Consider the following 26254-nt stretch of genomic DNA (forward strand, 5'->3'; position numbering starts at 1 on the left):
TCCGACCACCGGTGTGCGATGAGCCATGGGCCGGCTCGCCCCCAGCCGGCGGGCCGGCCCATCACCCAGGCTTTCACCCACCTTCGACATCAGGAGCGCTGCAACCTTGCCGTCCTCGTCCTCAGCGGTGATCGAAACCGTTCTCGAACAGTCCTCCCGCGTTCTGCAAACGTATACGGTGGACCCCGGCCTCGTAGCCGAGCACGCCAATGGCGAGCGCCGCATCACGCAGGGCGGGTACGGCGACCGTCAGCTTTTCGAGCTCGTACAGAACGCAGCCGACGAAATCGCGAGTGAACCCGGCGGACGCGTCCACGTGGTCCTCACGGAGACACACCTGTACTGCGCCAACGAGGGAAGTCCGGTCACCCCGGAAGGGGCGGAAACCATCCTTCGGATGAGTATGTCGAAGAAGCGTGGCGGGCAGATCGGGCGATTCGGGGTCGGTGTGAAGTCGGTCCTCGTGGTGACCGACGCTCCGGAATTCTTCAGCCGCACCGGGAGTTTCGGATTCGACCGTGCCTGGTCCTACGAGCAGATCAAGGCAGTGCCCGGTGTGACGGAGCGCTACGGCCAGGAGTTCGACGCTCCCGTCCTGCGGATGGCCCGCCCGCTCGACATGCAGGCCGAACGCGCCTCCGACCCCGTACTGGACAAGCTGTTGGCCTGGGCGACCACGGTCGTCCGGCTCCCGCTGCTCCCGAAGGCCGACGACCGGCTGGGGAAGGACATGCACGGCAATCGTGGCAAGGACCACGGTGAGCCCCGTGAGGAGTTCCCGGTCGGTTTCCAGCTCTTCTCGCCGCACGTCGCGAAGGTCGTGCTGGAGGATCACCGTCCCAGGCCCATGGCCCGCCGGACGCTGACCACCCAGCAGTCCGGCGATCTGCACACCGTGACTGAGGAGCGCACGGGGAAGGCCCTCTCCACGGAGCGCTGGCGTGTGTTCACCACCACGCACGTGCCGGGGCCCGCGGCCCGCGCGGACGCCGGAGAGCTGCACGACCGGGTCGCGCTCGACTTGTCCTGGGCTGTCCCCGCGCTGGAACGAGACTCTGAGAGCGGCCTGTACGTCAGCCCCCGCTCACGCGGTCGCGGCAAGTTCTGGTCCTTCTTCCCCACCAAGTACGAGATGTCACTGAGCGGCATCCTCAACGGGGCGTGGAAGACCAACGAGGACCGGCAGAACCTGCTCGACTCCTCTCCGTTCAACCAGGAAATGATCAGGGTGTCGGCGCGACTGGTCGTCGAGTCCCTCCCCACGCTGGCCCCGGCCGAGGACCCGGCCGCCTACCTCCCCCTGCTGCCCGGCCGTGTCAAGGAATCGATCAGCTGGGCCGACGAGTTCCTGACCCGGGAGATCTGGGCCCGCACCGCCACGAGCCCCTCGCTGCCCGACCAGGACGGTGTCCTGCGCACCCCCGAGCAACTGCGCGTCCACCCACGGCTGGACAAGGACCTGAAGCAGCTCACGCGGTGGCTGCGGATGTGGCACGAGTGCCCCGGACGGCCTTCGGACTGGTTGCACCCGAGCGTGGAGGCAGACGCCCTGCGCTCGGGCAAGGTCGAGCACATCCTCGCCGCCGCCGGACACGAGCGGGCCGGGGTCCGCGACTGGCTGGAGGCCCTCGTCGCGAACGGCACCGCCGAGGCGTCGGCGGTGGCCGTCCGCATCCTGGCCGACATGCTCGAGAGGCGCTCCCCCTTCGCTGATGAGGCCCGCAAGGCCCGCGTCGTGCTGACCGAGGAGCACGGGCTGGTCGCCCCGGTCCACGGCAAGGTGTTCCGCCGGGCCGAGCACCAGGACGGACTGCGTGAGTCCACGGTGTACGTCGTCGACGAACTCGCCCAGGACCCGTCACTGGCGCACGCGCTCAACGTCCTCGGCATCCGCGAGGCCGACGTCGAGGGTCGGTTCGCCAGCGTCCTCGACCAAGGCTTCGACCACTACGGGGAGTCCGACTGGGAGCGTTTCTGGGAGCTGTTCCGCCAGGCCGGCATCCGTCGGCTGGCCCACAAGGTCCTGGAGCGCGTGCCCGACCCGCGCACCACTCTCCGGGTACGGACGACCGACAAGCGCTTCCGGCCGGTCGCGGACTGCATGCTGCCCGGTGTCGTGGTCGACGCCGAGCGCGATCCGAGCGTCGCCGTCGACATGACGTTCCACTCCGACGACGCGTCCTTCTTCCCTCAGATCGGCTTGCGGGAGCGGCCGGCCGGCGGCGTGCAGCCGCAGGCCGACGAGGCCTGGTTCGAGGAGTACCGTGCGGCCGTCCACGCTTCCTACCTGCGCTCCCTGGACAGCCGTGCCCCCCGGCCCGCGCTGAACCGGATGAGGGTCGAGGGTGCTGCGATCGGTGGTCCTCTCCATCTTTTCCGTGCCCTGTCCGAGGAGTCCCGCGCCGCCTTCCTGAAGGCGCTGCCCGACGATGCCGTGGTGGACAACTGGACGCGTCAGTTCGGCGCCCAGACCAGCACTCGGCAGGCGGTGATGTCCCCGATCCGATGGATGCTGCGCAAGTACGGCAGGGTCGCCACTTCGCAGGGGATCAAGCCGCTGACGGAGGCCGTCGGCCCCCAGCTCGCTGCCTACCGCGATGTGCTGCCGGTCGCCGACATCTCCCTCGAGAAGGCCCGCAAGCTGCGGCTGCCGATCACCGTCGAGGAGGTTCCCGCCGACCGCTGGGACGCGCTCCTCGACGAGGTGTCCCGCAGCGAGGACGACGCCTTCGTCGGCGCCACCTACGTGATGCTGACCCGGTTCGAGGCGGATTTCCCCGAGGACTCCCTCACCCGCTGCCGGATCGGTGACACCTGGGGCACCCGTCCCGACGACGAGATCACCCTCGCCGTCGGCGCCGCCGAGTACCGGGCCCTGCGTGCCGAGCAACTGCCGGCCCTGCTCGTGCCGACCGCAGAGGATGCCGAGCTGATGGTCGAGAAGTGGGGCATGCTCCGCTACGCCGACGTGATCAGTCGGGAGACCCGCGAGGTTCCCGAGGGCGACCCGGTCCCCCTCGTCGAGCTGTTCCCCGCTCTGCGTCCGCGTCTGAACAGCGGCAACCGGAGCAGCACGGTGCAGCGGTGCAGCGAGCTGGAGGAGGTCACACGTACTCCCAACGGCACACACGCCTCTCCCCTGGACGCTGTGCGCCAGGGCGGCACGGTCAAGATCCGTGTGCCGCGTGAGCCCGAGCCCATGCTGCGACTGATCGACCGCGAGCTCGGCCTCGGTCTGGGCACGGCCGGCTGCCGCGCAGTGCTGGAGCACCAGGACCGCATGGCCAAGGACAGCGCCCTGAAGGCGGCGCAGAAGGCCGTGCGCGACGCCGAGGACGTCGTGGCCAAACTCGAGCTGCTGATCGGCGCCGAGGCGCTCAGGGCCGGCCTGCCCGAAGGACTGATGGACGCCGAGCTGCAGGCGACCGGTGGCGTGGAGCCGTCCGGGCGCCGCATCGCCCAGATGGCGTTCAACGCGCACGGTGACGGAGTGCTTCAGCAGCACACCCAGGACATCCAGGCGCGCTTCCCCAACGCACCGGTGGGGTACGGGGGTTCGTCGGCGGCCATCGCGTTCGTCTCCGACCTGCTCCTGCCTGTGACGTTCGCCGGTTCCAGGACTCCCTCGCCGCCTTCCTTCGAGACGGTCGAGGGGCCCCGGGACTTTCCCAGGCTCCACGACTACCAGGAGGACCTGGTCCGGAACATCTCTACCCTGCTCGACCGGCTCGCCCCGCAGCGCGGCATGCTGTCCTTGCCCACGGGCGCCGGCAAGACACGGGTCACTGCCGAGGCCGTGATCCGTTGGGTGAAGCGGGTCGGCGATCTCAAGGGGCCCTTGCTGTGGATCGCTCAGACCGAAGAGCTGTGCGAACAGGCCGTGCAGAGCTGGAAGTTCGTCTGGAGCAAGGTCGGTGCCGAGCGACCGCTGACCATCAGCCGTCTGTGGAGCAGCAACGAGGTCGGCAACGTCGTCGACCACCCCCACCTGGTGGTCGCCATGGACGCGAAACTGGAGCGATGCCTGAGCACCGACCAGTACGCGTGGTTGCGTGAGCCCGCGCTCGTGATCGTGGACGAGGCGCACACCGGCATCTCCAAGCGGTACACGGAGATCCTCGGCCTGATGGGTCTGACCCAGTACGAGACGCGCCGGCATCTGCTCGGTCTTACCGCCACCCCGTTCCGCAACACCAACGAGGACGAGACCCGCCGGCTGATCACCCGCTTCGGCAACCGACGGCTCGACGACGGCGTGTTCCCCTCCGGCGACCCGTACCGCGACCTGCAGGAGTGGGGCATGCTCGCCCAGGTCGAGCACCGCACCCTGGAGGGCGGTCGGATCGTGCTGGACCAGGACGAGAAGACGCACGCCGAACGCATGGCGATGCTGTCCCGTGCCGCCGAGCAGCGGCTCGCCGACGACCACGAGCGGAGTCTGCGCATCGTCGAATCGGTGGCCGCGCTGCCGCCGGACTGGCCGACGCTGCTCTTCGCCACCTCCGTCGACCACGCCAAGTATCTGGCGGCCATGCTCAACGATCGAGGTGTCCGGTCCGCCGCCGTGGATTCGACGACCAGTGCGCAGAACCGTCGGGCGCGGATCGAGAACTTCAGGAACGGCCGCATCCGTGTGCTCACCAACTACGGTGTCCTCACCCAGGGGTTCGACGCGCCCGCGACCCGGGTCGTGGTGGTGGCACGGCCGGTCTACAGCACCAACGTGTACCAGCAGATGATCGGCCGCGGCCTGCGCGGCCCCAAGAACGGCGGCAAGGACACCTGCCTGATCCTCAACGTCGACGACAACATCGCCAACTTCGACACCGCGCTGGCCTTCACCCAGTTCGAGCACCTCTGGAGCCGTACGTGACCGACGTCTACCTCGGCAGTCCGCCGCTCACCGCCGAGCAGCGAGCCGTCGTCGAGCAGCCCTGGGACGCGCGGGTCCTGGTCACCGCCGGGGCCGGCGCGGGAAAGACGCACACGCTGGTACGTCGGCTCGACGCCCTGTGCGGACACGAGGACCCGGAGGAGTCGCTGGAGGCCACCGACATCCTGGTGCTCACCTTCTCCCGGGCAGCCGCTCGGGAGTTGCGTGAGCGCATCACCCGGCACGGGGACCGGGCCCGCCGGGTGCGCGCCCAGACCTTCGACGCCTGGGCGTACGGGGTGCTCGTCCAGGCGTACCCGGACCGGGACTGGGCCACGGCTTCCTTCGACGAGCGGATCAGAGCCGCGGCGGAAGCCGTCGAGGAGGGCGCGTTGGAGTCCGGCGACTCGGTCCCGCCGTCCCATGTGGTGATCGACGAAGTGCAGGACCTGCTGGGCGATCGCCGGGAACTGGTGGAGTCCCTGCTCGACCGTTACCAGGACAGCTGCGGCTTCACCGTGGTCGGTGACGCCGCCCAGTCCGTGTACGGCTTCCAGATCGAGGACCCGGTCGAACGCAACGACGAGACCGGCAGGTTCTTCGAGTGGTTGCGCCGTTCGTACCCCGACGACCTGGTGGAGCTGCATCTCACCGAGAACTTCCGGGCCGTCACCCCGGAGGCGCGGATCGCGCTGTCGCACGGCCCCCGGCTCCAGCAGGTCCGTGACACGGACGAGGCTGCCACCTTCTACGAGGAACTTCGCGACCTGCTCCTGGATCCGGCGAACGCGCTGGGCGACCTCACCGACGAGTACACGCTGCAGGGTCTGCGGGACCTCGACGAGACCTGCGCCATTCTCACCCGCGACAACCAGCAGGCCCTGGTGGTCTCACGGGTGCTTCACGAGAACGGCATCGGGCACCGGCTGCGCCGTCCCCTCGAGGAGCGGCCGGTCCCCTACTGGGTGGGTGAGCTGTTGCGCCGTACCGAGGCGGCCGGCCTGCCCGAGGACCGTTTTCGCTCCCTGCTGGAACAGATTCCGCTGCCCCACGAGCCGAACGCGAGCGCCCTGTGGGCGGTGCTGCGACGCGCCACCCGTTCGCCCGGGCGTACCGCGCTCGATCTGGCCCGGCTGCGCCGCCTGGTCGCCGACGGTCGGTTCCCCGACGAGGCGGCCGACCCGGAGACCGCGCGGATCGTCGTCTCCACCGTGCACCGGGCCAAGGGGCTGGAGTTCGATCGGGTGATCGTCCTGACTCCGCCGACCGTCGCCGAACTCCACAAGCGGTACGGCACCGAGGCGGACCTCCCCGCGGAGGCCCGTGCCCTCTATGTGGCGATGACCCGCGCCCGACAGGATCTCTACCACGTCCACTCCCCCGAGTTGCCGATCATCAAGAGGACAGGGAACCGCAAGAACGGTCGGCGGTACGTCGGCTGGTGGCGGTCGTACGACAGGTACGGCGTGGTGGCCGAGGCCGGTGACGTCTGCCGGGACAACCCGCCCGGTCACGCGACCGACGCCATGGCGGCCCAGACGTATCTCCTGCAGGAGGTCGGACCGGGTCAGGAGGTGCTGCTGCGCAAGCGCCACGATCTGCCGGCGGGCGAGGCTCAGAGCCCGCCGTACGCCCTGCTGCACCGGGGACGGGAGATAGGCGAGGCATCGGAGCGGTTCCGACAGGAGCTGTTCCAGGTGCAGAAGGTGAACCGGACCTGGGACCCGTGGTGGCCCGACGAGATCCACGGTCTGCGGATCGACACCTTGGAGACGGTGACGGGCAGCGTCGCGGCCGGCGCCAATGCCGGCCTGGGCGACCGAGGTGTGTGGGTCGCGCCGCGGATCACCGGCATCGGCATGTTTCGACGGGCTGACGACAAAAAGGAGCAGGGCGCATGACGCACGTGGCAGGTCGGCACTCCGAGCACTATCGAGTGCGGGACGAGGAAATCCTCGTGGGGCTGCGCAGGGAACTCTTCGGTCCCACCGAGGAGTCCGAGCCGGAGGACCGGGCCGAGGTTCTCCCTCAGGACGCGCCGATCGACCGCTACCTGACCGGGGTGCTCTATCCCCGCGCCTCACGGGAGCGGAGGGTCGAGAACGCCGCCGAGCAGAACGGCCTGGACGCCACGCCTGTACTCGCCCGAGAGGACGCCGAGGAGGCCGGCGCCGCGCAGGAAGCCGGTGCCCCGGGCGACAAGCGCCCGTCCTCCATGGGCCTGACCTTCGCGATCGACCCGACCGTAAGCGACACGATCGTGGTCTCGGCGCGCGCGGCGGTCTACGAGCCCACCGACGCGGACGGCAATCCGGTCCCGGCCCGCCGCGCCGAGGCCCGGACCGTCGCGGAGCAGCGGGAGCGGTGGCTGCGCAGGGAACTCCGGCTCCCCGAGCAGAGCATCGACGTGACCGCCCCCACCCCGGGCGACCTGATCGACCTCGTGCCCGAGAAGGTCGCCCTGCACGTCATCGTCCGCCGACGCGATCCGATCACCGGCACGGTCGCCGTCACGGTCACGCTGATCAACAGGCAGAAAGTCGGTGAGCGGGACCTCCAGGATGCCTTCGCCCTGTTCCAGTGCGGCCTGACGGTTCGGGCCGGTGACGGTTCCAGCGCGTTCGTCGAGCGTCCCGCCCCGGCCGCACACGACCCGGAGGTCGCCACCAGTCGACTGCTGCACCGCCATGCCCCGACCTTCGCCATCGGCCACGGCTGCGCCGCCGTCTGGGACTGGAACCCGTCGCCGATCGGCGTGACCGACAGCATCCCGGCAGCCGTCCCCGAGGTACGCAGCGAGTTCCTTCCCAGCGTGGAGGTGCTGCTGGCCGACTCCAACCCGGAGATCGACAGCTCCTCGCTGTCGATGCTGGGACTGGCCGAGAAGTCCGACACCGAGGTCCTGGCCGCTTTGGAGGCGCTGGCCACTGGGTACGAGGACTGGATCGCCCGTAAGTCGGCCGAGGCCGACTCTCTGACGGGCAGTTCCCACGAGCAGCCCGCGCGCGACCAGGTGGAAGCCTGTCGCGAGGCGCTCGGCCGGATCCGCGAGGGCATCGGGCTGCTACGCAGCAAGCCCGACCTGATGCGGGCGTTCCGGCTCGCCAACCGTGCCATGGCCGACCAGCGCGCTCGCAGCGCCTGGGTGAAGAATGGGCGCGTCGGCAGCCCCGACCCGTCCGTCGGGCGCTGGCGCCCCTTCCAGATCGCTTTCGTGCTGCTCTGCATGGCCGGCATCGACGACCCCGAGCACGACGATCGGAAGATCTCCGACCTGCTCTGGTTCCCGACCGGTGGCGGCAAGACGGAGGCCTATCTCGGGTTGATCGCCCTGACGTCCTTCCTGCGGCGCATCCGCAAGGGCGCCGACGGTGGCGGCGTCACCGTCCTCATGCGCTACACGCTCCGACTGCTCACCCTGCAGCAGTTCGAACGTGCGGCGATCCTGCTCTGCGCCATGGAACACATGAGGCGCCACACAACCGAGTTGGGCGACGAACCGTTCTCCGTCGGCATGTGGGTGGGGCGCTCGGCCACTCCCAACACGCTGGCCGAGGCCGCCGCCAGGCTCGACGAGCTGCGCGCCGACCTCGACAAGCGTCTCGCCACCGAGAATCCCGTCCAGCTGCACGCCTGCCCCTGGTGCGGGACCCGGCTCGACGCCCGGGACTACGAGGCCGACGAGGACGCCAAGCGGATGTACATCCGCTGTCCCGGCACGGACTGTGACTTCGCCGACGGCCTCCCCGTCCACCTGATCGACGAGGCGGTGTACGACGCGCGTCCGACGCTGGTGATCGCCACCGTCGACAAGTTCGCCTCGATGCCATGGCGTCCGGCGACCTCCGCGCTCTTCAACCTCGACGACCCGCACGACGACACTCCTCCCCCGGAGCTGATCGTCCAGGACGAGCTCCACCTGATCTCCGGCCCCTTGGGCACCCTCACCGGCCTCTACGAGACCGCCGTGGACGCGCTGGCCGACCGCCCCAAGGTGATCGCCTCCACCGCGACCATCCGCCGCGCCGCCGACCAGGGCCGCCACCTCTTCGCCCGCGAGGTGCGGCAGTTCCCGCCCGCCGGCCTGGACTCCCGCGACTCGTGGTTCGCCGTGGAGACCCCGCGCGAGGAGAAGGCGAGCCGCCGTTACGTCGGCCTCCTGGCTCCCGGCACCAGCCAGTCCACGTTGTTGATCCGTACCTACGCCACGTTGCTGCACCGGGCCATGCACTCGGAGACCGATGACAAGGTGCGCGACGCGTACTGGAGTCTCGTCGGTTACTTCAACAGCCTGCGGCTGCTCTCCGCGGCCGAACTCCAGGTCCACGACGACGTGGTCGCGTACCTGGAGCTACTCGCCGAACGCGAGGGCGTGGCAGTACGCTCGGTGGCCAACTACTCGGAGCTGACCAGTCGGATCGACGCAAGCGAGATTCCCTCGCGCCTCAAGGGCATCGAGAAGAGGCTCCCCGACGAGGACACCGTGGACGTCCTGCTCGCCACCAACATGATCGCGGTGGGGGTGGATGTGGACCGGCTCGGGTTGATGGCCGTGATGGGCCAACCGCAGACGACGGCCGAGTACATCCAGGCCACGAGCCGTGTCGGCCGCTCCCACCCCGGCCTGGTGGCCGTCATGCTCAACGCGGCGCGAGCCCGTGACCGCTCGCACTACGAGAACTTCCAGCACTACCACTCGGCTCTCTACCGCGAGGTCGAGTCCACCTCCGTGACCCCGTTCTCCGCCCGCGCGCGTGAACGAGGACTGCACGCGGTGATCGTCGCTCTCGCCCGCCTCCTGATCCCGGCCGCCCGCCCGAACGAGGGCGCCGGTCGGATCGAGGCCTACGAGCACGTCCTGCGGGGCCGCATCAGGTCCCTGCTCCTGGACCGCGTCCGCGCGGTGACTCCCTCGGAGACCGGGGCCGTGGCGCAGGGATTCGACGAGTTCGTCGAATGGTGGTGCCGGGAAGCCGACATCCACGGTGAGTTGCTCTTCGAACCGAAGCGGGGCAGCCGTGCCCCTTCGCTCCTGAAGTCGTACGACGACGAGTCCGCGGACCGCGAGGCGTGGTCCACCCTGTGGAGCCTGCGCGACGTCGATGCCGAGTCCGCCCTTTTCATGGAGGGAAACCGATGACCCCGCCCCCCGCCCGCCGCCGTCGGACCGCGGCGAACGGCGCCGCCCCGGCCCACAACCTCCCCCGCCGCGGTACGGTCCGCCGCGCCCAGGCGATCAGCACGTACGGCGTGGGGTCGCTCATCGCCGTCGACCACGAGTCCTTCGTCGTCTCGGGCCTGGACGAGGCCGATCGGAGCTGGAGCAAGGACGAGTCGCCCGTCGTCCATGAGCGGCGACTGGCCCGGCTGCTCGATGTCGACTGCTTTCGGCTGCCGCCGGCGTCCGAGGACACCAGCAAGGACGGTCTTCGGGTCCGCCGCTTCCCCCTGATGCACTCGTGTCCCGAGTGCAACGACCTGCAGCCACACCGCGACTTCTCACCGCCGGTCGGTCGAAGCGTCTGTGGTACGTGCGAGGTGGACCTCGTCCCCTCCCGCTTCGTCGTCGCCTGTGAGGCCGGGCACCTCGACGAGTTTCCCTACTGGCAGTGGGTGCACCGCTCATCCGACCGTGATTCCACGAGAATCGGGAGGTGCGGTGGCAAGCTCAGGATGCGCACGACCGGGCGCACCTCCTCGCTCCGCTCCATCGTCATCTCCTGCACCTGCGGCCAGGTGCCCGAGGTCTCGATGGAGGGTTCCTTCCGCAGGAACGCGCTGAAGGACCTGCGTCTCACCTGCCGAGGCGCCCGCCCCTGGCTCGGTACCTCCGCCACGGACCCGGCGGGGTGCGGACTTCCCCTGCGCACACTGCAGCGCGGTTCCTCGTCGGTGTGGCAGCCTGTGCTGAAGTCGGCGCTCTCCATCCCACCGTGGAGCAGCGGCCGTGCGGATCCGCTCGCCAAACATTGGGCGAAGCTGAGGAAGTACGACGACCCCGCGCGTATCGCGGGCTATCTCGACGCCGTTTTCGGCGACGAGAAGTGGCCCCTTCCCCTGGAGGAGATCACGGCCCTGCTCGACGCGGAACGTGAGGAGGACCCGGAGGACGACAAGGCGCACAGCTTCGACCACCGCTACCGCGCCCTGCGCAACAAGGAGTACGAGCGCCTGCGTTCCGGCAACGACGAGAGCGAGCACTCTCGTGACGAGCAGTTCGTCTGCGAGACACCGCTCGGTGACCCGAGCGTGCTCCAGCCCCTCGGGATCACCGGTCCGATGCTGGTGAAGAAGCTCCGCGAGGTACGGGCCCTGAAGGCGTTCACCCGTCTCGTCGACGCCGAGTCGACGACCGACGCGAAGGAGATGCCGCTCTCCCAGAACCCGCTGCGCTGGCTGCCGGCCATGGAGGTCCAGGGCGAGGGCGTCTTCCTGCGCCTGGACGAAAGCCGACTGGACGCCTGGGAGAAGGCTACGGCCGTGGCAGCCCGGGTCGAGCGCATGCGTACCGCTCACCAACGGGTGCTCGAGCAGCGGGCCGACGACCCGAGCCGGGCCGTGTCGTCCCCGGCGACGCCTCGCATGGTGCTGTTGCACACCTTGGCCCACGTCCTCATCGATGAGTGGAGCCTGGAGGCGGGCTACCCGTCCGCCTCCTTGCGCGAGCGCCTGTACGCCGCGGACGACATGGCCGGGGTGCTGATCTACACGGCGACGAGCGATTCGGCGGGCAGCCTCGGCGGTCTCGTCGCCCAAGGCGAACCGGAACTCCTCGACCGCACGGTGCGTTCGGCGATCCGCCGGGCCGAGTGGTGCTCCTCCGACCCCCTCTGCATGGAGGCCGAGGCGGCCGGTTCCACCGGGACGAATCTCGCTGCCTGTCACGCCTGCGTGATGCTTCCGGAGACGAGCTGCGAGCACAACAACATCCTGCTCGACCGTGCTCTGCTGGTGGGCACTCCGGAGGATCCCTCGGTGGGATTCTTCCGGCAGGTCCTGACCGCCTGAGGCAAGCCTCACCGTACGTGCGCGGGCGGAGCGGCTTCGAAGCGTCTCTGCGCGTGGTCGAGCACCTCGTCCGCGTCACCACCGTGGGCCCGGAGCCAGCGGAGGAAGTCCGTGATGACGTCGATCACGGACTCCTCCGCCACCGCCCGACTCACCCTGCCGGGCCCGGGTTCGTAGGAGCAGGACGCCGGCTTCAGCTTCGCGTACGTGTCCAACAGCGCTTCAGCCCGCGTCACTGACGGGTCCTGCCCGTCGCCTGCTGACGAGGCGAGCCCAATAGCCAGCTCGCACCATGTCACCTTGCGGTCCTTGTGGAGCTGAACGCCCCAGCGGTCAGCGAGCGCATCGACCAGCGTCATGCCTCGCCCGCCCTCGGCGTCGGTCTCCGCGACGACGAGGGCGGGCAGGGTTCGTGTGTCCGGGTCGTGGACCTCGATGCGCAAGCACGCGCCGGTCATCGCGACCACGAGCGAGCCCCGGGTACCGACACCGACGTGCGTGACGACGTTGGAGACGAACTCGCTGACGCAGAGCTGGGCTGTGTCCACGAGTTCGTGCAGGCCCCAGGCCGACAGACGGAGCCGTACGACGCGGCGCAGGGCGGCCACTTCCTCCGGGTGGGCGACGAACTGCACGTCCCACGACTCACGTGTCACGCAGCTTCTCTGGATCACGGGGTCTCTCCCATCGAGGTCCGGTCGGCCTTCACGGGCACCACCGGAGCGTGATGAACGCTCACTCTGTGTTGCTTCGCGGATTCAGCATGACGTCCGCCCATCCCTTCATGCAATGTGCAGCACGGGATTCCCACTTCTGAGTGATTGGCAAGCAGCCCTCTTGGCATGAGACTGAAGTCTCGTTACGCGTCATGCGGTTGAGGAGAACGAGATGGCCGGATCACCGACGGCACGCCGTCGGCGTCTGTCGATCGAGCTGAAGAAGCTCCGGGAGAAGAGCACGCTGACCTGCGCCCAGGTCGGGCAGGCACTGGACTGGAGCGGCTCCAAGGTCAACCGCATGGAGACGGGCAGCGGCAGGGTCCAGCCGTCCGACATCGACGCGCTCTGTCGGTTCTACGAGACGAGTGACGAGCTGCGCGAGTTCCTCAAGTCGCTGGCTCGCGAGGCGAAGACACGCGGGTGGTGGCAGGTGCACGGTGCCGGTGTGCCCGAGTGGTTCAACATCTACATCGGCCTGGAGCAGGACGCCTCCGCACTTCGCCAGTACCAGTGCGAATTGCTGCCCGGTCTGATGCAGACCGCCGCGTACGCCCGTGAGTTGCACACCACGGGCGCGCACCTCTCGCCGGAGGACATCGACCGGGCCGTTCGGGTACGGCTGGAGCGCCAGGAGATGCTGACCCGCCCCGACGCCCCCGATGCCTGGTTCGTCGTGAACGAGGGTGCGGTGCGCAACGTCATCGGCGACCGCGCCTTGATGCGGGAGCAGCTCGAACGAGCCCTTGACTCAGCCGCGTTGCCGAACGTGACCCTGCAGGTGCTCCCCTTCGACGCGGGGACGTACCCGGCCACCGGCTCCTTCACCATGCTCGGTTTCCCCGCCCCCGAGGACCCGGACCTGGTGTATCGGGACGGCATCACGGACGCTGTCTACCTGGAGGGCGAGCATCACGTCCGCGAGTACACCAAGGCCTTCGACAGGCTGCGCGCCGCGGCCCTGAGTCCTCAGCGCTCCGCCCAACTCATCAAGTCAGTGGTGAAGGAGTACGCGAAGTGAGCACCGCGGATCGGACGGGACCCGCTTCGGCATGGTTCAGGTCGTCCTACAGCAACGGCGCGGGCGGGGAGTGTGTGGAATGCGCGTACTCCACCCACGGCACGCTCGTACGTGACTCGAAGCGGGCGGAGGGACCGGTGGTGCGTGTGCGGGCCGGTGCGTGGAGTGTGTTCGTGGGGTCCCTGACCCGCAATCCTTCCGGGTAGAGCCACGGTTCCCACTGTTCGGAACCGACAAGTCGCTCGTGGGCCGCGGAGGCCCGTGGAAGGTTGCTGGCGCATGAGGGACACACCTTCGTGGGCGGGGTCGGAATTTCGGACGACGAGCGGCCCCGTGCGCGGCCGGCGGCCGGTCGACGGTGTGGTGGCCGTCCTTGGTGTGCTGTACGCCGCCGCGCCCTTCGGCCCTGACCGTTTCCGCGAGCCCCAGCCCGTCCACGGCTGGAGCGGACCGCGGGACTGCACGGTTTTCGGGCCCGTCGCACCGTAGTCGGCGGAGTTGCCCGGTTCGCCGAGGTGGCGCGCGGGGGACGAGAGGTTCTCACCGTCAATGTGTGGGTGTGGCGGCAGCGGGGCGGACAGCGGCACCACGGCCCGGGCGTGTGGCGGCCGAAGCGCGCATTCGGCCCCGAGTTCGGTCACTGCTTCCATCGTCATGCCCGCCCCACCCTTCCGATGCCGCCGCAAGTACATGCGTACACCCCGCCCCGGCGGCCGGGGCGGTCCGCCGTGGGTCGCGGTGATCACCGCAGGGGCTCCGCCGCAGTGGATCCGGCATTCACTGCGGCGGAGCTGTCCCGGACGCTTCTCGGACAGGGCCCTGGCCAGGCCGGACAGTCCGTGCCCTGTCCGGGACAGCTTTCTCCGCTTTCCTCCTTCTTCGTCCTTGCCATTCTTGAGGCTGTCAGCCGGGGATGCCCCGGCTGAATCCGTAAGCAGACGAGAAGGAGTACATCGTGCGTATTCGTTCCGCTCTTGGTGCCGGACTCGGGGGAGCTGTCCTCGCTCTCGGTGCCGTGGCCGTTCCCGCACAGGCCGTCGAGGCAGCACCGCAGGGCGCGCTGGCCCTCCCCTCGTGGTGCACCAACGGTGAGGCGTGGGATGTGGACGGCAGGACGTACGGGGTTCGCTGTGACGTGACCTTCGCCTACTACGCGAAGGTCACCTGCACGAACGGCAAGAGCACGAAGATCGCCAGGGGGGTCCAGACGAACGACAACCGCTGGTCGTACGCCTACTGCACTTCCCATGGGAGCAACTGGCGGGTCGTTCCGGGCACGGGAGGACCCGTCAGGGCTTGATGACTCCCGGAGCCCCCCGCCTCCGGAGTGGGCCGGACGCGCAGGCAGACGGCACGGCGGCTTGTCGTCACTCCGGTGACGGTCTCGCCCGCACACCCGAGGTGCAGGCCTGGCGTGGGTCTCCTTGATGGGGAGTGTTTGCAGGAGGGGCGCCCGAAGGCACAGAAGGTGGCTTCGGGCGCCCCTTTCGACTGCGCGTCTCACGCTCGTACGCCGGCGGGAGGGCCCCGGGAGGCCGGTGACGTACGGGTGGCACCTCATGGGCGGAGCGGATTTCCGGACGACGAGGGGTGGGGCCGGGTGCGGTGGTGGGCGCGCGGTCGGTGACGGTGTGTCATTCCGGCTCGATGATGAACACCTGGCCGTTGGCGTCCTGCACGGTGCACCGCTGGGCCACGGCCACCGCGCCCGCCTTGTCGGAGTTTTGGGAGCCGTCGGGGTCCTCGGCTCTCTCGCGGATGCCGACGCACAGGGGTTCCGCGTCCTGGGCCGGCCTGAACCGCCAGTGGTCCGTGCCGCCGCCGGGGGCGGGCTCGATGCGGAACCGTTGGGCGGTGCTGCCGCCCTGGCAGGCCTTCCAGGGCCAGGGTTCGAGCATCCCGTGGAACGGCCCCCCGTCGAGGACGGTGAGGCAGCCGGGGCCGTGGTCCGGGTGGTCCCACTTGATGATGTACAGGCCGTCGGACTCCCGTTGGAGATACGTGCGCGGCGGCACCGCCTCCGTGCAGGGCCGCTGCACCGCGACCGTCTTGGTGTCGCCGTCCACCCGGGCCTCCCCGTCGGTCAGGCACAACGTCGGCGCCCCGACCGGCCGTAACCGCGACCACCCGGGAGTCGGCCCGGCCGCCACGGGGGTGGCCGCCGGGCTCATGGGGGCCTCCGGGCCACCGCCCTTGGAGTCTCCCGTCCGTTCGTCGTCCGGCAGCAGAACCACTGCGGCGATGACGAGCAGGACGACCGTCCCGAGCGAGGCCAGCGCGACGAGCGGGGTGAGCGGGGTGAGCAGGGTGTTACGCGTACGACCGCCACCGGTGGCCTCGCCCTCGGCGGTCCCGCTCTCCGGGGCGCGGCCCGTCCCCGGAACGTGGTCGGCGTCCAGGGCGCGATCGGACTCCGGCGCATCGCCGGCCCCGGAGGCTTCCGGCCTCTCCGCATCCGCGAGGTGCTCGTACTCCGCGAGCCGTTCCCGGGCGGCGAGCCACTCGGCCACGTCCTCCCCGGGGCCGCAGGCCCGTACCAGCGCCGCGACGAGCTCGGCCCGCGGCAGTGAGTCCCGGCGCAGGACGTCCGCCAGGGTGCTGCGCGCGAGCACGTCGCCGCGTTCGGCGGCCCGCTCCTCCAACTGCCGGTAGGTCAGCCCGCTGTGCTCCTTGAGCCGCCGCAGCAGTCCGACGTACTCGGCCGGAGTCCGCGCCTCACCGGGCTCCATGCCGCCTGAGATCGCCATTCCGTCATTGTCGTCAGGCGCCTCACACCCGGCAATCCCCGACCCGGCCACGTCGGGCGTCCCGCCTCCGCTGTTCCGGACAGCCTTCCGACCGGCCCGGACAGCCCGGCCCTTGTCCCGGACAGCGCACACCGTTGCCGGACAAGTTCCCACGGTTCAGGCTCGTTTGACGTCGCCGCAGGCCGGACCCACGGGGGTGGACCGGCCTCGGCGGCCACCGGCTCAGCCGACGATCGGGGAGGCGGCGACGCAGCCGGTCACGGAGACCGTGCCCGCGTCGGACTCCTCGGCCAGGGTCTTGCCCTTGTGAAGGATCTTGCAGGAGAGGTTGCCCGAGCCATCGGCGTCCACGGTCACCGGTATGACGACGGGTGCCTCGATGCCACGCAGCTTCACCGTCTTCTTCCACGGCAGCGTGGGGTTGTCCACCGTTTCGAACTTCGGGTCGGCCGCGTCCCCGCCGCCTGCGTTGAACTCGATGGAGTCGGCCTTCTCACCGGTCACCTCATAGGTGACCTCGTACTCTTCGTCGAGCTGCCGGTCGACTTCCTCGACCAGCTCCTCCTCGGCCTTCTCGGCGGTCTCGGAGCAGGCACCCAGGCCGAGGACGAGGCCGCCCACGACGAGCGCGGGCATGAGGGAACGACGGATGCGGTTCATACGGATGGAACCCCCGTTCACGTCAACTGTGTTGGGCGTGCACAACGGTCGAAGGGAAAGCGAAGTCAACTCGTTATCGGCTGCGCCAAGCCGCTTGTCAATACCGGCACCGGCTGCCTTGCACTGTCGAACCGGTCCGGGCTCCTCCGACTGTCCGTGACCGTGTCACCGGTTGGTGACAGCGTTGTCCTGGAGCGGAGACGCCGGTGACCCTTCGGCTCGGGGTCCCGTCATAGTGATCGAGCGACCACCGGGAGCCGCCACGGCCCCGGACTCAACTACTTTGCCCTCAGGGGGATTTCATGTCCAGCAACCGCCGCAAGGCCTTACTCCTCTCCGCAGTCGCCGTGTGCGGCACCCTGCTGATGACCGCCTGCGAGGACGGAGCCACCCCCGCGGCGGACTCCTCGGCGGCCGCCTCGTCCGGTTCCTCCGCAACGGGCGGGGAGAACAAGAAGCCGGGTGGTTCCGGCGCCGACACCGGTGACGGCGGGCGGCAGCCGGTCAAGGAGGACAAGGGGTCGGACGGTTCCGGCGTCGACACGGGCGACGGCGGGCGGCAGCCGGTCGAGCAGGTCTGCGGCGCCAACGACATCTCCTGGAGCACCAGGTCCGAGAGCCAGGCCGGCGGCTACATCCTGATCATGGCCAAGGCGAAGTCGGGGATCACCTGCTACCTGCCCGCCGCGCTTCCGACCGTGGCGTTCGGCTCCGACGGCACCCAGGCGGGGCCCGCGGAGCAGACCGTCGGCAAGCAGATCAAGCTGAGCGGGAGCACCACCGCGTACGCCGGGGTCAACCCGAAGACCACCAACGAAGACGGTGGCAAGGAACTGGACTCCATCATCGTCGGCGTCGGCGATGAAGACCCCAACCCGGTCTCCCTCAAGGTCGGCACCATCACGGTCGACAAGCCGATCGTCACCAACTGGCACACCGTCCCGGCGGATGCCGTCCCCTTCAGCTGAGCGGATCGCGGTGCGCGATCCGTCCCGGGTCCTGGCCGTGAAGTGGCTTCGCCTGTCCGCGGGGTGGGGCTCGCGGTGTCCGGTGCGTCGTGATCGCAAGGCGGAGGGCCGTCCGCGTACCGGGCGTACGCGGGCGGTCCGGCAGCGCCGCTGGGGTGCCCCCTCGTGCACGGCCAGAAGTACGACGACGACTACCGGATCCGGCACGCCGACGAGGCCGATCGCTGGTTCCCGCTGCACAACAAGTGCAATGCGGAGTTCGACCTCGTCCCGGCCTGGGTCAACCCCACCGTGTCCTCTCTGGCTTTCCTCACTGCGACCGGTGCCGGCATGGCTGTTGTGACGGGTGTGACGCGTGTGTGGAACATGTCGTCGTTCTCGGGCTCGAGGTGAGAGGCAAAGGGAATGAACAGCCCTACAGGTGATCTGCGTCGTCGGCGGTTCGTCGGAATCACGGCGGGCTGCGCCGGCGGCGCTGCGGGGAGGGCCGTCCCGGGCCCTGTGCGGAGCCGCGCCGAGAAGCGGTACGGGGAAGTACGCGTTCACCTGGAAGAGTGCCGGGGCGATGCGCTCCCGGAACGTGTCGCTCACCCGTAGGTGGGAAGCGGGGTCCGGCTGCCGTCCTCGCCGGACCCTCGTGGGAGCGCGTACGGAAACTCCGGTGCGCCGGCTCGCACACCTCTGCGACCATCCCCGAATGGCGCACAGTCTCGAATCGCTGGTCATCCGGCACACCCACCGCCTTCCCTCCCCCGGAGGTTCCGCCGGGCAAGGAGCCGTCGCCGCGCGACAGTTCGACGCGGCGCTGACGTCCGTGGGTTTCAAGCTCTCGGCGGAGCTGCTGGAGCGGCTGTCGGGGCTGTCCGAGGCCGCGGTCCTGCACACCGCGAAGCGGACGCTGCGCACCGTGCGCGAGATGGTGGGCGACCACGTCCGGCACAACGCGTACTTCATCGACTTCCCGGCGAACGTGCCCGACACCGAGGAGTTCTGGATGCGGTGCGTGGCGGAGGCGCTCGGCGACGACACCACGCGCGAGAGCGTGCTGACGCAGCTGACGCACGGGGCGCTGAACCTGCTCGGCCTCCCCACGTACGGCCGCTACCAGCACACCTACGAGGAGATGCTCGCGGCGCAGGACGAGCTGATCGCCTCGGCGGGCGACCGGGTGACCGTGCTGCACCTCGGGCGGGGCCTGGACGACGAACTGACCGATCTGTACCTGGCCCTGGCGGGCAGTACGACGCCGCTGGGCGAGGAGCACCTGCGTGACCTCAGGACCCTCGCCGAGTGCTGCGCGCTCGGCCCCCAGCCGGAGTCGATCCCGGTCCGGGAGAACCGGGCGGTCGTCAACGAGGCCCGACTCGCCGCCGGCACGGACCTCCTGCTGGACACCGTCACCGACGTGCTGCGGCTGGCCTGCGCGCTGTCGGGCGGCGACGTGACGCTGCAGGAGCCGACCCGGTTCCGTACTCTCCCGCGCCCGGCCCGCCGTGCGCTGCTCGCGGGTCTCGACGCCGTGGTCGCGGCGAACCCCGGCAAGCTGGCGGACGTGCACGCGCACCGCGAGCCCTTCAAGCGGCTCGGGGAGCGTCTTCACCCGCACGAGTACCCGCGCTGGCCGCACGCCGCCGAGGTGTTCGCCGTGGCGCGGGGCGAGAAGGAGGCGCGCTCCTTCGACAGCCGTGCCGAGGAGCTGCTCGGCACGTCCGACGTCCCCGGTGCGGTGCGGCTGCTGGAGTCCGCTCCCGGCAAACTGTTCCGCGCCCTGGACCTCCTGCTGCGCAGCGCCGCCGGCCAGGAGGAGCGGGACGCGGTGGTGGCCGCCGCGGCGCGGGTCGCCCCCGAGGTCTCCGGCCGGGTGGTGCTCTCGGTCCGCGAGCACTTCCAGAACCGGGAGCGGACGACCGGCGCGCCCCGGATCTTCGTCAACCGCCGTGGCCGCGGCTGGGCCGCCCCCGACACCCGGCCGCCGGTCCCCGCCGCCGACCGCGACCGGCTGATCGCCGCCCTCGACGCCGAGCTGCGCCGCAGGCTCCCCGCACCGGGCCGGCTGCTGCTCGACCCCGACGTCCTCGACGTGGCGCTCCCGCTCAGCGGCCGGGCGACCGCGGCCGGGCTCGGCGTACTGCCGCGAGGTTCGCTCTCGGCGGTCGACGGCGAACGGCTCCGCTTCTTCGTGTACTGGAAGCAGACCGCACACCGGACCGACTACGACCTCTCGGCGCTGCTCCTCGACGCGGACTACAACACCCTCTCCTGGCTCTCCTACACGTCCCTCAGTGGCGTCGGGGGCAGGCACTCGGGCGACCTCACCGAGGCGCCCGAGGGGGCCTCGGAGTTCATCGACCTGACCCTGGGCCGGGTGCGCGGCGCGTTCATCGTTCCGCAGGTCAACATCTACGCCGGCGAGGGCTTCGAGGAGGTCGAGGAGTCGTTCTTCGGTTTCATGCTGCGCGACGGCGAACAGAGGGGCCGGCCGTTCGAGCCGCGCACGGTGCGCATGAAGTCGGACCTCCGCGGGGCGGGCCGGGTGGCGCTGCCGCTGGTGTTCCGGCGCGGGGACGACGGCCGGTGGCGTGCGAAGTGGCTGCACCTGTACCTGAAGGGCATCTCGTCGGCCAACCGGGTCGAGCAGAACCAGGTGTCGGTGTCCAAGGTGGTGCGCGCCGTCGTGGAGCGCGAGCACCTGACGGTGCGGTACCTGGTCGACCTGATGTCCGACGGCACCACCACCACGGCCGCGGACCTGTGGGACGGCGGGCCGGTCCCGGAGGAGCCCGTGACGTACATCGGTCTCGAACGTCCCGAGGGACTGCACCCGGACTCCCGGGTCATCACCCTCGAAAACCTGCGCGACGTGATCCCGGGCTGAGTGCTAGCGTTGCCCACGGCGAGGCCATGAAGGGGCTTCCTTCTCAACTCCTTCCTTGAACAAGTCCTTTCGCTTTCCTCGCCCTCTTACATCGCCTCGGGCGGTGCCCGCGCTCACCGCGCGGGCACCGCCCGAGGTGTTTTCGGGGCCTGTTCCGCACGGCCACGGCCGAAGAGAACGGCGTGCACCAGCGGCTCGGTCCGGAAGGCTGCACCTTTCCTCTCCAGCGCTGGTGGCACTCTGGGAGTCCTGCCTCTGTGCCGCCGCCGACCTCGGCTCGAAGCGGCGACTGCACAGGATGAGGATACGAAGATGTAGGACACTCCTCGTGGAACGGGAAGAACGGAAGAACAAGGAGCAGAAGATTGTGAGCGCACAGCACGCAGAGACACCGATCCCGGCATCACTGCCCTTGAGGACCATCGGCGACATTCGGGCTGCGCTGCGGTCCGGGCTCGGGTTCCCCGGCGATCAGGAGACCTTCGAAGCCGATCTCCAGCAAGCACTGGAAGCCTCCTCGGAGGCTGATCTCCATGCGGTCGCGTCAGTGATCGTCGATTATCGGGGACGAATTCGCCTCTACCAGGACCCGGACTTCGACATCGCCATACAGGAGGGCCAAGAGCTGACGGCACAGCTGAAGCAGGAGGACCCTGACGCGTGAGCGGTGTGATCGCTGCCATTACCGTGCGGGCTGCCCAGCGAGCGAAGGAATGGGGAGTCGAACAGGAACTGGAAGCGTTGCGGCAGGAACTGGAACAGGCTCCTCGTCTCGGGGTGCGCCTCGGACCGGTGCGCCAGGACGGCACGGAGGTGCGGAAGACGAGAATCGAGCCCCGGAACAACGTGCCCGGGTTCGCCGTGGCCTATGTGTACACGCCGTCGCCCCCGCCCCCGACGGTGGCTGTTGTCGCCCTGACTCCGGATGACGCGGCGCGTTCGGACTGACGTGCCCTCCCGGGCTCGGCGTCGGTGGCCCGTGGAGTGGAAGTGCACCGGGCTCCCCACCGTCTCCGAGCCTCGGTGCACAGGACTGACAGGTCGGTACTTGTTCCAGAGGTCAGGTGAGTGCTCTTGCCAGGAGGGTGGCGGTTTCGGCGATCAGCGGGTTGTCGGGGGAGGCGTCGGGCTCGTGTTTCGTCGTGAGGACCGCCATGACCAGGGGTGAGCGGCGGCCCGGAGACCAGATGATGCCCACGTCGTGGTTGGTCCCGTACATCCCGCCCCCCGTCTTGTCGGCGACGATCCAGTCGGAGGGCAGGCCGGCGCGCAGTTTCGCGCCGCCCGTGGTGTTGGCGAGCAGCCAGTCGGTGAGCCGTTCGCGGTCGCCGGCCGCCAGTGCGGTGCCGAGGACCAGACGGGCGTAGGTCCCTGCGATGGCGCTCGGGGTGGTGGTGTCCGTCCTGCGCCCCGGCTCGGCGGAGTTCAGTTCGGGCTCCCAGCGGTCGAGCCGCGTCGTCCCGTCCCCGACGGAGCGGCAGAACCGGGTGATCGCGGTGGGTCCTCCCAACTCCCGGAGCAGGAGGTTTCCCGCGGCGTTGTCGCTGTGGCAGATGGTGGCGGCGCACAGTTCCGCGACCGTCATGCCGTCGGCCAGGTTCTCCGGCTCACCGGTGATCGGCGCGTAACCGGAGTCCGTGACGTCCTTCCGGGTGTACCGGACGCGCCTGGCCAGGAACTCACCGTCACGGTCGAGGTCACGCAGCACGGCCGCGACGGCCAGTGTCTTGAAGAGCGAACAGACGGGGAAACGCTCGTGCGCGCGGTACCGCACCGTCCGGCCGGTGGCGACGTCGCGGGCGTAGACCCCCAGCCGGGCGGAGTGCCGCTGTTCGAGATCCCGCAGCCGACACACGACCTCGCTGCTGCCCTCGGGTGTCGAGGCGTGGGCACTTCCGCTCGTAGGTAAGGCTGTGGCCAGTACTGCTCCGGCTCCCAGGGCGAGCACTGTGCGCCGGGACGAGGGCTTCCCTGCGGTATTCAGGATCATCTTTTCCTCCGGCCGAGGTCTCCACCGTCAAGAGCACCCGTCCGGATCATCTGGTTCCGTCCGAGGGGAGATGCGCCCTCGGGGGAAACCGGGCAACAGAGCAGTCGGCGTCCCCCGCCGGCCGGGGACGGCCCGCGCTCAGCCATCCGTCTCCGTCTCCGTGTCCGTTTCCACGTAGCCCATCCTGCGGTTCATCGCTATCGCGTTCGCGTTGGCCGGGTGGTGGAAGGTACGGACCGTGCTCGCTCCGGACTCCCTGACGAACGCCATCCCGAAGGTCTTCATGGCGATCGAGATGCCGCGGCCCCGGTGGCCGGCCCGTACGCCGGTCATCTCGTTGAAGAGGAAGCCCTCCTGGAGGGACGTGGCCGCCATGCCGATCCACTCGTCGCCGTCCAGGGCGATCACGATGCCGCGCGGGTCGTAGCCGGCGGCTCCGAATCGGCGCTCGGCGTACTCCTCGTACGTGTAGAACTCCCCGCGCTCGGGGATGTCCGCGGAGCACTCCTTGTTCAGTGCGTACAGCGCGCGACGGTGTTCCGGTGTGTCGCCCAGTTCGGCGAGGGTGGTCAGGCGGATGCCGTCCTCGCGGCACCGTGCCACATACGTCTCGAAGTAGGGCGCGTCGAACGCTGCGACGTCCAGTTCGAGCTTCACCCACTGGTTGGTCATGTTCGCCTCCACCATGTTCTCCCACCGTGCGTCGGCCGGACTCCTCATACTGCCGCTCGTCCAGCCGAGGGGGAGATCGCCGAGGCTCCGGCGGAGAAAAACCGTACCGTGCCGGCCGGAGAGGGCGCAGACTCTTCGCATGGCCGACATGGGGGCGTTCCGGGAAGCAGTCGTCGCGTGGGACGCCGGTGGGCCGGGTGAGCCCGCGCGCGAACTGGCGGCGCGGTTGTCCGTCCGCGCGGTCGTCCTGCTCGAAGGGCCGAGCGACGCCGCGGCCGTCGACACACTGGCCGAGCGGCGCGGACAGGACCTGGAGGGCGAAGGGGTCTGCGTGCTGCCGATGGGCGGTGCGATGAGCGTAGGGCGCTTCGCCCGGCTTCTCGGGCCGTCACCCGGCCTGGGGCTGCGCCTCACGGGACTGTGCGACGTGAGGGAACGTCCCTTCTACGCCCGTGCCTTGACCGGGTCGGCGGAGGCCGGGCCTGCCGGGGCCGGGCCTACGGTGGCCGGTACGGCACAGCCGCAGCGGTTCTTCGTCTGCGCGGCGGATCTGGAGGACGAGCTGATCCGCGCGCTGGGTGTGGCACGGGTCGAGGAACTCGTCCGGGCCGAGGGCGACCTGCGCGCCCTGCGGACGTTCCTGCGCCAGCCCGCCCAGCAGGGCCGCACCCCGCAGCAGCAACTGCGGCGCTTCCTCGGCACGAAGAAGGGGCGCAAGATCCGCTACGGCCGCGTCCTCGTCGAGGCCCTCGAACCCGACCGCGTACCCGCCCCGCTCGACGACCTGCTCGACGACCTGCTCGACGACCTCTTGCCGCATCCGGCCACCTGACTTCGGCCCGGGGAGGTGTGGGCCGTGGGGAACTGTCCGCTCGGTCACGTCGACGGCAGGAGGGCCAACGCCTCCCTGGCGTTGTGTTCGGCGATCCCGCGCATCGCCGCCCGGTGCGGGAAGTCGCCGTCGAGGAGGCGCAGAGGGCCGGCCACCAGGGAGAGACGCATCGCGAGCATGTAGAGGTCGAGCCGTGCCGGATCGAGGCCGGGGCGGGACAAGGCCGGGTACCGCTCACCGAAGCGGAGCTGAAGGAAGACGTGCTCCCATTCGACGTCGAAGAACATCAGCCCCTCGATGTCGATCAGGACCGGACGCCCGGAGGAGTCGACCAGGACGTGGTCGGGCCCGAGTTCGCCGTGGATCAGTCCGTGGCTCGTCCGCGGCGGGACGTCTGCGGCCAGCTCCTGGAGGCGGTCGTGCAGAGGGCTCGCGGCTGACCCGATCCCGGGGTCCCGTTCCGCCACGTCCGCCAGGTCCTCGAGGGCACGCTCGAGAACCAGCTGCTCGCACGAGACACCGCTCGCCCGGTCGCCCCGTTCGAGCACGTCCACCCTGCCGTAGCGCCGGCTGTGCTGCCGGTGCATCACGTCGAGCACGGCGGCCAACTCCCTCAAGGCAGCCGCCGCACGGGCGGGGTCCGTCGCCAGAAGCGCTTCGAGGGTGCCGCCGGCCACGTCCTCGACCACCGCGACGTCCGCCGGGTACCGCCGGCGGCTGTCGTCAGCCAGGAGGACCCCGGGAACCCGGACCCCGAGACGGTCCAGCCTCCGCTGAGCGGCGAGGAAGGGGGCCAGCCCGGAGGCGGGAGCGAACGGGTGGGCCGCGTCGGCGCCTTCCGCACCGGGCCAGAAGTTCTCGGACTCGGCCCAGCTGTAGACGATCACACTCCCCGCGCGCGGCCCGTCGACCCGGACCCGGTAGACCCCCTTTCTGCTCCCACCCCGCAACCGGTCCACCCCGACTGTGCGGAAATCGGGCCCCAGCGTCTCGTGCGCAAGCCCCGAAAAGGCCTCTACCCCTGTGCATTGATGCATCCGGCGACCTTAACTCCGGCCGCAGCAGTGCGAAGTCGTGGAGGATGCAGTGGAGCGGGACGGGCGTCGGTCGACCCCGGGACGGATATGTGAAGGCACCCGGCCCAGGGCGGTGGAGCTGCTTCAGAACTGCCAGTAGTAGACAGATTCGCTCATGGCATCCGCCGCCTCTGCGCGTTGACCGCGAACATCCCGTTCGGCACTCGGTGGCGATGGCCACGAAGGCGTCGCCGGCATGTGCGTCGCTACGGTTCAGCCTTCGCTCGTCGGCGTCGTTGGCGAAGCGGAGGAAATCGGGCTGGCTGCCGACCAGAAGTCAGATCGGACGTTGGGGTCCGGGATGGGTTTTCCTGCATAATTGGGGCCGGTCGTATCTGCTGTCGGTGGCGACACCGAGGACTTGGCGACGCATGGTGTGGCCACCTCGAAGAAGGCTTGGCCGTTGCCACCGATGAGAAGGCGCACGCGGAACTGGTCGGGTGTCTCGAAGTATGTCGCAGGACTCTTGGCACTCTGGTTGACACCGAGCTGTCGGTACCCTTCGGATTTCCAATAGCGTTCCACCACCCCGAGGAAACTTCCCCTGCGCTCCGGGGAGATGATGGTCATCACCGCGCGACGCCGCGACACGTCACAACTGCCCTCGGTTGACTCCCCGTGGGTCCAGTGGACGGCAGGCTCGATGGCAGCGAACGTCCCGTCGAGGATGGCGTCCGCCTGATCGGTCGCCTCTTGCATGGCCATCCGCGTGCCCCGCCTCTCGGGGGAGGATCCGGACTCGGCCGACCCACACCCGGCAAGCAGCAGAACCAGCGCCGCGACTGCCCTACGGGAACTCTGCCTCACGGGGTCAGC

20 protein-coding genes and 1 pseudogene are annotated in these 26254 nt (G+C 69.7%); 14 read left to right on the forward strand and 7 right to left on the reverse strand.

Annotated elements, in window-relative coordinates; all coding sequences use genetic code 11:
- Positions 1-106 precede the first annotated feature (106 nt).
- Genes ACWEQO_RS26480 through drmB form a run of 4 tightly spaced genes read left to right on the forward strand, consistent with a single transcriptional unit; the run spans position 107 to position 11881 of the window.
- Positions 107-4873 carry a DEAD/DEAH box helicase gene (locus ACWEQO_RS26480; RefSeq protein WP_452985498.1) on the forward strand — a complete coding sequence of 1589 codons (4767 nt, stop codon included), beginning with the start codon at positions 107-109 and terminating at the stop codon, positions 4871-4873.
- Entirely contained in the window at positions 4870-6774 is a 1905-nt protein-coding gene (locus ACWEQO_RS26485; protein WP_452985499.1) for a UvrD-helicase domain-containing protein, read from the forward strand. The genes ACWEQO_RS26480 and ACWEQO_RS26485 overlap by 4 nt, the downstream gene beginning before the upstream one ends.
- A complete protein-coding gene (locus ACWEQO_RS26490; RefSeq protein ID WP_452985500.1) occupies positions 6771-10013 on the forward strand; it encodes a helicase-related protein in 3243 nt (1080 codons plus the stop codon). The genes ACWEQO_RS26485 and ACWEQO_RS26490 overlap by 4 nt, the downstream gene beginning before the upstream one ends.
- A complete protein-coding gene (gene drmB / locus ACWEQO_RS26495) occupies positions 10010-11881 on the forward strand; it encodes a DrmB family protein (RefSeq protein WP_452985501.1) in 1872 nt (623 codons plus the stop codon). Before ACWEQO_RS26490 ends, drmB begins: the two co-directional genes overlap by 4 nt.
- 8 nt (positions 11882-11889) lie before the next feature.
- On the opposite strand, the gene ACWEQO_RS26500 is transcribed toward drmB, so the two are convergent.
- A complete protein-coding gene (locus ACWEQO_RS26500; RefSeq protein WP_452985502.1) occupies positions 11890-12537 on the reverse strand; it encodes an ATP-binding protein in 648 nt (215 codons plus the stop codon).
- A 232-nt stretch (positions 12538-12769) separates the two neighbouring features.
- On the opposite strand from ACWEQO_RS26500, the gene ACWEQO_RS26505 reads away from it, so the two are divergent.
- From ACWEQO_RS26505 to ACWEQO_RS26520, 4 genes and pseudogenes are all read left to right on the forward strand, one after another.
- A complete protein-coding gene (locus tag ACWEQO_RS26505; protein ID WP_452985503.1) occupies positions 12770-13618 on the forward strand; it encodes a helix-turn-helix domain-containing protein in 849 nt (282 codons plus the stop codon).
- Positions 13615-13824: a DUF397 domain-containing protein gene (locus tag ACWEQO_RS26510; RefSeq protein ID WP_452985504.1), complete on the forward strand. Its 210-nt coding sequence runs from the start codon at positions 13615-13617 to the stop codon at positions 13822-13824. The genes ACWEQO_RS26505 and ACWEQO_RS26510 overlap by 4 nt, the downstream gene beginning before the upstream one ends.
- Before the next feature lie 73 nt (positions 13825-13897).
- Positions 13898-14175 (forward strand): annotated as a pseudogene (locus ACWEQO_RS26515) (carboxylesterase family protein); the annotation flags it as partial.
- Positions 14176-14573: 398 nt separating this feature from the next.
- Positions 14574-14918, forward strand: a complete 345-nt coding sequence (locus ACWEQO_RS26520) for a hypothetical protein (RefSeq protein WP_452985505.1) — start codon at positions 14574-14576, stop codon at positions 14916-14918.
- A 334-nt stretch (positions 14919-15252) separates the two neighbouring features.
- Here the strand turns inward: ACWEQO_RS26520 and ACWEQO_RS26525 are convergent, their stop codons facing one another.
- Together ACWEQO_RS26525 and ACWEQO_RS26530 are read right to left on the reverse strand one after the other, a co-directional pair.
- Positions 15253-16365: a helix-turn-helix domain-containing protein gene (locus ACWEQO_RS26525; RefSeq protein ID WP_452985506.1), complete on the reverse strand. Its 1113-nt coding sequence runs from the start codon at positions 16363-16365 to the stop codon at positions 15253-15255.
- A 222-nt stretch (positions 16366-16587) separates the two neighbouring features.
- Positions 16588-17025, reverse strand: coding sequence for an MmpS family transport accessory protein (locus tag ACWEQO_RS26530; protein ID WP_452985507.1), 438 nt, complete (start codon positions 17023-17025; stop codon positions 16588-16590).
- A 302-nt stretch (positions 17026-17327) separates the two neighbouring features.
- Here ACWEQO_RS26530 and ACWEQO_RS26535 point away from each other — a divergent pair, with 302 nt between their 5' ends.
- From ACWEQO_RS26535 to ACWEQO_RS26555, 5 genes are all read left to right on the forward strand, one after another.
- A complete protein-coding gene (locus ACWEQO_RS26535) occupies positions 17328-17993 on the forward strand; it encodes a DUF4232 domain-containing protein (protein ID WP_452985508.1) in 666 nt (221 codons plus the stop codon).
- 165 nt (positions 17994-18158) lie between these two features.
- On the forward strand, positions 18159-18386 hold the full coding sequence (locus tag ACWEQO_RS26540; protein WP_452985509.1) for a hypothetical protein: 228 nt from the start codon (positions 18159-18161) through the stop codon (positions 18384-18386).
- 304 nt (positions 18387-18690) lie between these two features.
- On the forward strand, positions 18691-20868 hold the full coding sequence (locus tag ACWEQO_RS26545) for a TerD family protein (RefSeq protein ID WP_452985510.1): 2178 nt from the start codon (positions 18691-18693) through the stop codon (positions 20866-20868).
- A 232-nt stretch (positions 20869-21100) separates the two neighbouring features.
- Positions 21101-21532, forward strand: coding sequence for a hypothetical protein (locus ACWEQO_RS26550; protein ID WP_452985511.1), 432 nt, complete (start codon positions 21101-21103; stop codon positions 21530-21532).
- Positions 21529-21816, forward strand: coding sequence for a hypothetical protein (locus tag ACWEQO_RS26555; RefSeq protein ID WP_361449090.1), 288 nt, complete (start codon positions 21529-21531; stop codon positions 21814-21816). Before ACWEQO_RS26550 ends, ACWEQO_RS26555 begins: the two co-directional genes overlap by 4 nt.
- A 112-nt stretch (positions 21817-21928) precedes the next feature.
- On the opposite strand, the gene bla is transcribed toward ACWEQO_RS26555, so the two are convergent.
- Positions 21929-22858, reverse strand: coding sequence for a class A beta-lactamase (bla, locus tag ACWEQO_RS26560; protein ID WP_452985512.1), 930 nt, complete (start codon positions 22856-22858; stop codon positions 21929-21931).
- 138 nt (positions 22859-22996) lie between these two features.
- Positions 22997-23545 (reverse strand): GNAT family N-acetyltransferase, encoded by a 549-nt coding sequence (locus ACWEQO_RS26565; RefSeq protein WP_452985513.1) that lies wholly within the window; start codon positions 23543-23545, stop codon positions 22997-22999.
- A 124-nt stretch (positions 23546-23669) separates the two neighbouring features.
- On the opposite strand from ACWEQO_RS26565, the gene ACWEQO_RS26570 reads away from it, so the two are divergent.
- Positions 23670-24362 carry a TOPRIM nucleotidyl transferase/hydrolase domain-containing protein gene (locus ACWEQO_RS26570; protein WP_452985514.1) on the forward strand — a complete coding sequence of 231 codons (693 nt, stop codon included), beginning with the start codon at positions 23670-23672 and terminating at the stop codon, positions 24360-24362.
- Between the two features lie 44 nt (positions 24363-24406).
- On the opposite strand, the gene ACWEQO_RS26575 is transcribed toward ACWEQO_RS26570, so the two are convergent.
- Both ACWEQO_RS26575 and ACWEQO_RS26580 read right to left on the reverse strand, forming a co-directional pair.
- A complete protein-coding gene (locus ACWEQO_RS26575) occupies positions 24407-25399 on the reverse strand; it encodes a phosphotransferase (protein WP_452985515.1) in 993 nt (330 codons plus the stop codon).
- A gap of 252 nt (positions 25400-25651) precedes the next feature.
- Positions 25652-26143 carry a hypothetical protein gene (locus ACWEQO_RS26580; RefSeq protein ID WP_452985516.1) on the reverse strand — a complete coding sequence of 164 codons (492 nt, stop codon included), beginning with the start codon at positions 26141-26143 and terminating at the stop codon, positions 25652-25654.
- Between the last annotated feature and the right edge of the window lie 111 nt (positions 26144-26254).

The organism is Streptomyces sp. NPDC004051, assembly GCF_053604275.1.